The organism is Cryobacterium sp. TMT2-17-1 (assembly GCF_004402765.1).
GTDB lineage: Bacteria > Actinomycetota > Actinomycetes > Actinomycetales > Microbacteriaceae > Cryobacterium > Cryobacterium sandaracinum.
Genome location: NZ_SOGC01000016.1, coordinates 26,466 through 35,370 on the forward strand (window position 1 = coordinate 26,466; position 8,905 = coordinate 35,370).

Consider the following 8,905-nt stretch of genomic DNA (forward strand, 5'->3'; position numbering starts at 1 on the left):
CCGCGTGTCACCTGAGGATGCGAATGAGCTTCTTGTTGGCAAACTCCGCGATGCCGAAGCGTCCCAGTTCACGGCCGAAGCCAGATCTCTTCACTCCACCGAAGGGCAGCTCTGCTCCGTCGAGGAGCGAGCCGTTGATGAAGACCATCCCGGCGTCGATCTGGTCCGCCACCCGCAGGGCCTGTTCCGGGTCGGTGGTGAAGAGATACGAACCCAGGCCGTACGGGACGTCGTTGGCCACCTGCACGGCCTCGGCCTCGTTCGCCACGCGATAGACGGCGGCGACCGGGCCGAAGAACTCTTCCCGGTAAGCGTCACTCTGAGGGGACACATCGGTCAGGACCGTCGGCGAGAAGAAGGCGCCCATGCGGTTTCCCCGCGCGGTGACGGTTGCGCCCTGGGCTTCGGCGCGCTGGAGCTGTTCCTCGAGGCCCTCGGCGGCACCGAGGGAGGACAGCGGGCCGAGCGTGGTGTCCGGCGACGTGGGGTCTCCGGGAACGTTGCCGGTGATCTTCGCTGTGAAGCTCGCCAGGAAGGCGTCGTACAGGCCGTCGATCACGATGAAGCGCTTGGCCGCGTTGCAGGACTGGCCGGAGTTGTCGAGGCGAGCGTCGACGGCGGCGTCGACCGCTTCGTCCATATTGTCCGTGCTGAGCAGGATGAACGGGTCGGATCCGCCCAGTTCGAGCACGACCTTCTTGAGGTTGCGGCCGGCGACCTCCGCGACCGCCGCACCCGCGCCTTCAGAACCGGTCAGCGACACACCGCAGACACGGGGGTCCGGAATGATGATGTCGGAGATCTGAGCACTGGAGGCGTAGACGTTGCGGTATGCGCCGTCGGGGAAACCGGCATCCGTGAAGATCGCCTCGATCGCGGCAGCGGACTCGGGGCACTGCGAGGCGTGCTTGAGCAGGATTGTGTTGCCGAGAACCAGGTTCGGACCGGCGAAGCGGGCGACCTGGTAGTAGGGGAAGTTCCACGGCATGATCCCGACGAGCACTCCGAGGGAGGCGCTCCGAATGAACGCCGAGCCTTCACCACCGAGCAGCTCGATCGGTTCATCGGCGAGGAAGGCCTCGCCGTGGGTCGCGTAGTACGAGTAGATGTCGGCCGCGAAGTCGACCTCGCCGAGGGCCTGCGCGACGGGCTTGCCCATCTCGCGCACGATGAGCTCGGCCAGATTCTCACGCCGCTCGGTGTGCAGGTGCGCGACACGCTGCATCAGGGCCGCGCGCTCGGCGACCGACGTGCGGCGAGAGAACTCACTGTGCGCACGGTCTGCGGCTCCGATGGCCTCGGTCACCTCAGCATCGGTTGCCAGAGTAAAACTCGGTCCGCTGTCCCCGGTGGCGGGGTTCGTGACTGTGTACTTGTTCATATTTTCTCCCCAAGCTTGCTTCGTTGACGCCGATCAAGACGGGACCGCTGCTGCCGGAGCCGGTCGCGCCCGTGTCGTTACAGTCTGCCGCTGTCAGGGGTTTTGGCCAGCCATTTTGGTGAACTTTTTCGGCCTTCCGGGTCTGTCACCGGATTGCGTTCAACTGTCAGGCGGCACAACCCGTCGGCGTTTCAGTCGAGGCCGCGAGCGCAAAGCGCCGCGAGCTCGGCGCGGGGGTGCTCGGCGCGGGGGTGGTCAAGCACGTCGTGCACGCTACCAGCCGCCCTGCAGCACCTCGTCGAGTCGGTCGACGAAGAAGTCCGCGCTCTCCCGACTCAAGCACAGGGGCGGCTTGATCTTCAGCACGTTCTGCCTCTCCGAGGTGGGCTGCACGATCACGCCGAGCTCCAGCATCCGTTCGCAGATGGCGGCGGTCTCGCTGACCGCCGGCTCCAGGGTGTCCCGGTCGCGCACGAGTTCCACCCCCATGTACAGGCCCAGGCCGTGCACCATCCCGATCAACGGATGCCGTTCCGCGAGTTCTGCAAGCCGGCCTGCCAGGTGCCGGCCGACGGCATCCGCATTCTGCTGGAGGGATTCGTCCCGGATGACGTCGAGCACGGCCAGCCCCGCGACGCAGCTGACCGGACTGCCGCCGGCCGAGGAGAAGAAGTTGCCCTCCCTGGCCAGGGATTCGGCGATGTCCCGGCGGGTGAGCACCGCGCCGAGCGGGTATCCGTTGCCCATCGCCTTGGCCACCGTGAGGATGTCGGGCACGACGCCCTGCTGCTGCACGCCCCAGAAGTGGCTGCCCAGCCGGCCGTAGCCGACCTGCACCTCGTCGGCGATGCACAGCCCGCCGCGTGCACGGACCTGCTCGTAGACACGGGCGAGGTATCCCGCCGGGGGCACGACGCCGCCGGCATTGCCCAGCACGGGCTCGCAGATGAACGCGGCCAGGTCAGCCCCCGGGCCGTCCGGATCGGCCAACAGCCGGGCCAGGTCGGCCGCGTACTCCCCTGCCGCCCCGGCACCGCGATGCGTCCCGCGATAGGAGTTCGGAACATCCGCGATGTGCACCCAGTCGGGCCGGGAGGCCAAGGAGAAAGGGTTGTCGTAGGCCGAGGTCGACACCGCGTCGGAGGCCGACGTCCAGCCGTGGTAGCCCTCTCGTAAGGCGACGACGTTGCTGCGACCGGTGTGGATCCGGGCCAGGCGCAGGGCCAGGTCCACGGCCTCGCTGCCGCTGTTGACCAGAAGCACGGTGTCGAGGATGGGATCCGGTGATGTCGCCACGATGTGTTCGCAGAGGTCGGCCAACGCCGAGTAGAGGAACCGGGAGTTCGTGTTGAGCAACGCCAGCTGATCGCTCACGGCACGGGTGAACCGGGGGTGGCTGTGCCCGATCACGGCGACGTTGTTGACCATGTCAACGTAGGAGCGCCCGTGAGTGTCGATCAGCAGTTCCTGCCAGCCGCGTTCGATCTGCGGCGGCCGTTCGTAGTACTTCTCCTGCGCCGCGGCCATCATGGCACCGCGCCGGGCCAGTTCGATCGCCGGGTCGACGACGGATGCCTGCGGCGCCAGCCCAAGCAGCCGCGCCGGGTCCGGTGCGAGGGTTGCCCACGCGGCGGCCCGGGAGGGCTGGGTGAAGTGCGGGACCGGCAGACCCGGGCGAGCGAGCTTCTGCACGGTCACCCGAGCAACCGGGCTCGCGACGCCCACGGGCTCCCCTGCGGCGATCGCGGTCCCCGGCACGAGGTTCGACACGATGCCGCCGATGCGCAGCCCGAAACCGGCCAGCGTCAGAACCAGAGTGTCGCCTCCGATCTCGGTGACCGAGGCAGCCGCGGGCGCGACGATCACCGAACCGGCAGGCAGGTAGACCTCGGTGAACAGCGCGAACGTGTCGGGTTCCCGGCGCGAGTGCGGCGGGGTTCGGGTGAGCCGGAACTGGCCGTAGGGGGCGACGGCGGCGCTGCGTCGGGCGAGGGCGGCCTGCGCGAGCCGCCACTCGGCATCCGTTGTCTGCCAGAGGCCGTCGGCCAGGGCCGGGCTGGTCACGGTGAAGTCAAGCATTTCGTAGTCGCCGTCGGCGAGCGCGGGGATCATCGGCACGGTCGTGTGTTCGGGCACGGTCGTGTGTTCGGCACCAGTGTGCGGCCGCCGACCGAGCGCCTGCCGGATGGCCGCGTCCGCTTCCTCCCAGCCGATCGCGCTGGCTGCGGCGAAGACCTGCCACTCGGCGTCCATCCGGTGCCTCGCGTAGTCGTTGTCCGCGTCGATCTGCACCTGCTGCTCGCCGCTGGCCACCAGCACCGCCCCGCGGAGCACGATCAGCGGCCAGAGCGCGGTGATCTCGGCCTCGGTCAGGGGAACGACCTCGTCGAAGGCGACGATCGCCTCGAGGGCCGCCAGCGGATTGTCCGGCATGTGGTGCAGAACGGATGCCGCCGTGACCGCCAGCTCCGCGACCAGCCACCCGGTGGCCAGATCGCCGAAGTCGATGACCCCCTCGGGCACGTGGTGGCCGTTCGGCAGCACCCGGCAGATCACGTTGTCGTCGGTGATGTCCCCGTGGATGGTCTGCAGCCGCAGCACGGAGGCCACAGCCGCCAGACGTGCGGCGGCGCTGTCGGCGATGGCACGGAGCTGATCCCTGGTCTCTTCCGCCGGCACCCAGCGCATCAGCAGGTCGATCACGGTCTTCGCGTTGCGCAGGTCCCACTGCAGCGTGCGGTCGAGGCCGTCCGCCGCGAAGTCACGCAGGTGCAGCGACGTGGTGCCCGAGAGCCGGCCGAGCGCCCGGACCACCGGCGGGGCCAGATAGCCCCGCGCCTCGAGCGACGGGCCCTCGAGGAAGGTGAGTAGCCGCACCGGGAGGAGGGCGGCATCCGTTGCGTGCCAGTGCTGGCGGCTGAGGCCGTTCAGCCCCCGCACGGGCTGCGGCACGCGCATGCCGTGCTCGGTTAGGAACACCATCACCGCGTCCTGCGCGGCCAGCTCGGCGGCTGAGAAGGCCGGGTTGTCGACCTTGAGCACGTAGCGCTGCGTCGCTCCCCCCGCGGAGTCACCGGCGGAGTCACCCGCGGAGTCACCGGTGGCGGCACTGGTGGCGGCACCGGTGGCGGCACTGGTGGCGGCACCGGTGGCGGTGATCAAAAAGTTGCGGTCCTGCTGGCTGCCGAGCTCGCGGGCCGTGCCGGTGATCCCGAAGAGCGAGGACGCCATCGATTCGGCGTCGGCCGCGGTGATATCCGGGCGCACGAGCCCCTGGCCGCTGAAGAAATCAAAACCAGGCACGTCGACGCTCCTCGCAGATAGTGCAATGAATCCTGCCAGTTTGGCACCAGGGCCGCTCGTTCTGTGCGCCCAACGCTCAGTTCGCGCGCAACTCGGAGCCCGGCGGGCAGAGATGACATCATCGAGAGAGACAGCGTCGTCGTCACAGACCAAGGGACGCGAGCGAACACTCGTGGATTCCGGGAACGAACAACGACCGAAAGCCGCCGCAGTGAACCACTTAGCAGAGCCCTCCGACATCCGACTCATCGTTTCAGACATGGATGGCACTCTTCTCGACGACGACGGCAACGTGCCCGACGCGTTCTGGCCGCTCCTCGACGACCTCCATCGGGCCGGGATCCTGTTCGTGCCGGCCAGCGGACGCCAGTATCAGACACTGCACGGCATCTTCGGCGAGCACGACGGACTCATCTACATCGCGGAAAACGGAAGCAACGTGGTGCAGGACGGCATCAGCATCGACGTCGAACCCGTCATGTCCGAGATCATCGCCCCCATCGTGGACTGGGTGCGCGGCACCGCCGCCACGGGTGCCGACCTGGGGCTCGTCGTCTGCGGCGCCCGGAGCGCCTACATCGAGCGCAGCGACGAGCGCTTCGTCGACCAGGTTCGCCGGTACTACGCAGCGGTCGAGGTCGTAGCGGATGTGCATGCGGCCGCCCTCGACGATGTCATCTTGAAACTGGCGATCTACGACCCTGCCCGCGCCGAACAGCGAAGCGGACCGGCCTTGCGCGGCCTGGGGCTGCCCGCGGAGGTCGTGGTCTCGGGCGAGAACTGGGTCGATGTGATGCGCCAGGGAGCGAACAAGGGTCGAGCGTTGGAACGGCTCCAGCAGCAGCTCGGCATCAGCCGGGCCCAGACGATGGCGTTCGGCGACTACCTCAACGACGCCGAGATGCTCGATGCCGCCGGGCACTCCTATGCCATGGCCAACGGCCACCCGAGCATCCTGGCGCGCGCCGCGAACATCGCGCCGTCGAGCTCGGAGGCCGGCGTGGTCAGCAGTATCCTCGCCGCCCTACCGCACCTGCAAAGTGCGCACGTGACCGCCTGATCGCCCGGTAGCTCCCTGCCGCGCCTCCGTCCCGAACGAATTCGACGGAGATTTTGCCCATAGCGGGCCCGAACACGACGGAATGGCTGTTTTCGACGAGAATCTCCGTCGAATTGGTTCGCCGCCTCTCCTCTAGTCGTGGCCGGCCGGATGATATATGATCCGAGAAGCGATAATAGAACTTTGTGTTCGATTATCGAACACGTCAGGACATGCACGCTACGACAGTGACGTCCGATTCACCCACGCAGAGCCCACAAAGAAGTGAGGAAGCCGTGCAGTTTCACCACCACGGATACGTGTCCACCGATCCCCGCATCCAGGATGCCGCCGGGGTCGGCCTCAATCGCCCGGGCGAGCTCCCCGAGAACGTCGACGTTCTCATCGTCGGAACGGGCCCAGCCGGCATGATCACCGCCGCGCAGCTCTCCCAGTTCCCCGGTATCACGACCCGCATCGTCGAGCGCCGCGGTGAGCGCCTCGCAATCGGGCAAGCCGACGGCATCCAGGCCCGCAGCGTCGAGACCTTCCACGCGTTCGGTTTCGCGGAACGCATCATCGCCGAGGCCTACCGCATCACCGAAATGGCCTTCTGGACACCGGACCCCGCCGACGTGACCCGCATCATCCGTTCGGCCCGTGCCGTGGACGACCCCACCGGCATCAGCGAATTCCCGCACCTGATCGTCAACCAGGCGCGTGTTCTCGACTACTTCGCCGAGGTGATGGCGCACTCCCCCACGCGAATGGAGCCGGATTTCGGCTTCGACTTCCGCAGCCTGGAGAACACCGACGAGGGCGAGTATCCCGTCACGGTGACGCTCGTGCACACCACCGGGGAGAAGCAGGGCCAGGAACGCGTCGTGCACGCCAAGTACGTGGTGGGCGCCGACGGTGCCCGCAGCGCTGTGCGCGACTCGATCGGCTGTACGCTCGCCGGCGACCAGGCATTCCACGCCTGGGGCGTTATGGACGTGCTCGCGGTCACCGACTTCCCGGACATCCGCATGAAGTGCGCGATCCAGTCCGAATCCGGCGGCAACATCCTGCTCATCCCGCGCGAGGGCGGATACCTGTTCCGCATGTATGTGGATCTCGGCGAGGTGGCCGCTGACGACAACGGGGCAGTGCGCACGACGACGATCGAGGAGATCATCGCGAAGGCCAACGGCATCCTCCACCCGTATACCCTCGACGTGAAGAATGTCGCCTGGCACAGCGTGTACGAGGTCGCCCATCGTCTCACCGATCGGTTCGACGACCTCCTCCCCCACGAGATCGGCACACGCACCCCGCGGGTGTTCATCACCGGGGACGCCTGCCACACGCATAGCGCCAAGGCCGGCCAGGGCATGAACGTGTCGATGCAGGACGGCTTCAACCTGGCCTGGAAACTCGGCTACGTGATCGAAGGCCGCAGCCCCGAATCCCTGCTCGGTACCTACTCTGCCGAGCGCCAGGTCATCGCGAAGAACCTGATCGATTTCGACAAGACCTGGTCGACCCTGATGGCGACGAAGTCGGAGGATCTGGAAGTTCCACTGGAGGAGTTCTATACGAAGACGGCCGAGTTCCCGTCGGGTTTCATGACGGAATACCCGCCGTCGATGCTGACCGGCGAGGCAACACACCAGCACCTCGCCACGGGATTCCCGCTCGGCAAGCGCTTTAAGTCCGCCCCGGTGGTGCGCGTCGGCGACGCCAACCCCGTGCAGCTCGGACACCACCACCGCGCCGATGGCCGGTGGCGCCTGTACGCGTTCGCGGATGCCGCTGTGTCCGGCGATGCCTCGGCGCTGACCGAGTGGGCCGAGTGGATTCGCACCTCACTAGAGTCGCCGCTGCTCGCGTACACCCCTACCGGGAGCGACATCGACAGTGTCTTCGACGTCAAGGTGGTCTACCAGCAAGAGCACACCGGGGTGGACATCGGCCGGGTTCCGGGCGTTTTCCTGCCGATAAGAGGACCCTTTGAGCTGATCGACTACGAAAAGCTCTATGCAACCGACCCGGCGCACGACATCTTCGAGCTGCGCGGGATCGACCGCGGCGGTGCCGTCGTGGTGGTGCGCCCGGACATGTATGTGGCTAACGTGCTGCCGCTGACCGCGACCGCTGAGCTCGCGGCGTTCTTCCGACAGATGTTGCTGGTGCGGTAGCCGCTCCTGCGTTAGCCGTTCCTGCGTTAGCCGCTCCTGCGTTAGCCGCTCCTGCGGACACCTCAGGCAGCGAGAGCGGGTGACTCGTCGCTTTGTGCTGCGCTGTTCGACGATTCACCCGCTCTCGCAGCTAGTCGGCGGACGGCCTCTGCCGCTGCTTCTTGGTGGCCGACCGCTGTTGCTTCGCGGCGAGGTGCCTTCGGCCCGAACCACGAGTGGGTTTGGTCGGCCGGCGGATGGGCGCATCGGGAGCCAGGCCCGTGGCCACGATGTCGGCGAGCTTCGCCAGAGCGAGCTCGCGGTTGCGCAGCTGGGAGCGCCGCTCGGACGCCGTCACGGTGATCGCCCCGTCGACGAGGCGTTTGGCGAGGCGGGCGAGCAGGCGCATCCGCTGGTCGTCGGAAAGCTTCTCCGACTCGGCAACGCTCCAGATGAGCTCGACGCGGCTGTCGGAGGTGTTCACGTGCTGGCCGCCCGGCCCTGACGACCGCGAGAACCGCCAGCCGAGTTCGCGCTCGGGAATAATCAGCGCGGGCGACACCTCCAGATCCATGTGACCAGCGTGACACGATCTTGGGGTTGGTGTCGGCTGGAGTGCTCCGGTGGCCAAACAGCACCGTGATCGCGCCTGTCGAACTGTGGGGGCACTGTGCGCCCGGGTGGTGGCGGACGAAGCCACGTTCTTAGGAGGCGGTGGTGACCCGATTTCGGGAAGGCACGTTGACGCTGGTCGAGCCCGCCGAGACCGGTGCCCGGTTGGCCGGGTTCCCTCCCCCAGGCCGCCAGGTGCGGGTGGGGTCGTAGCAGTAGGGTGCCCGGACTTGGGGTGTGCCGCGGATCATGCGGATGTTCCAGCCGGAGGTGTCGATGCTGTGGTGGTGGTACCAGCACAACAGGACCCCGTTGTCGATCTCGGTTTTTCCGCCGCGGTGCCAGGGGGTGACGTGGTGTACTTCGCACCAGGCGGCGGGCACGGTGCACCCCGGAATGATGCAGCCGCCG

The 8,905-nt window shown here is 67.4% G+C and carries 6 protein-coding genes; 2 read left to right on the forward strand and 4 right to left on the reverse strand.

The genetic code is table 11. The features are described from left to right. Nucleotides 1–7: 7 nt before the first annotated feature. Together E3O47_RS04080 and E3O47_RS04085 are read right to left on the reverse strand one after the other, a co-directional pair. The gene (locus E3O47_RS04080; RefSeq protein WP_134374470.1) at nucleotides 8–1,381 is read right to left on the reverse strand and encodes an NAD-dependent succinate-semialdehyde dehydrogenase; all 1,374 of its coding nucleotides are present in this window, start codon (nucleotides 1,379–1,381) and stop codon (nucleotides 8–10) included. Between the two features lie 273 nt (nucleotides 1,382–1,654). Continuing rightward, a complete protein-coding gene (locus E3O47_RS04085; protein WP_166785316.1) occupies nucleotides 1,655–4,684 on the reverse strand; it encodes an aminotransferase in 3,030 nt (1,009 codons plus the stop codon). A 211-nt stretch (nucleotides 4,685–4,895) separates the two neighbouring features. Between E3O47_RS04085 and E3O47_RS04090 the strand changes: the two genes are divergently transcribed. Further along, nucleotides 4,896–5,744, forward strand: coding sequence for a Cof-type HAD-IIB family hydrolase (locus tag E3O47_RS04090; RefSeq protein WP_255573019.1), 849 nt, complete (start codon nucleotides 4,896–4,898; stop codon nucleotides 5,742–5,744). Between the two features lie 275 nt (nucleotides 5,745–6,019). After that, nucleotides 6,020–7,903 (forward strand): FAD-binding monooxygenase, encoded by a 1,884-nt coding sequence (locus tag E3O47_RS04095; RefSeq protein WP_134419581.1) that lies wholly within the window; start codon nucleotides 6,020–6,022, stop codon nucleotides 7,901–7,903. A 130-nt stretch (nucleotides 7,904–8,033) separates the two neighbouring features. On the opposite strand, the gene arfB is transcribed toward E3O47_RS04095, so the two are convergent. Both arfB and E3O47_RS04105 read right to left on the reverse strand, forming a co-directional pair. Next, nucleotides 8,034–8,456, reverse strand: coding sequence for an alternative ribosome rescue aminoacyl-tRNA hydrolase ArfB (arfB, locus tag E3O47_RS04100; protein ID WP_134401448.1), 423 nt, complete (start codon nucleotides 8,454–8,456; stop codon nucleotides 8,034–8,036). Nucleotides 8,457–8,586: 130 nt separating this feature from the next. Next, nucleotides 8,587–8,905 (reverse strand): HNH endonuclease signature motif containing protein (locus E3O47_RS04105; RefSeq protein WP_134419583.1); only part of this gene is annotated, 319 nt, incomplete at its 5' end.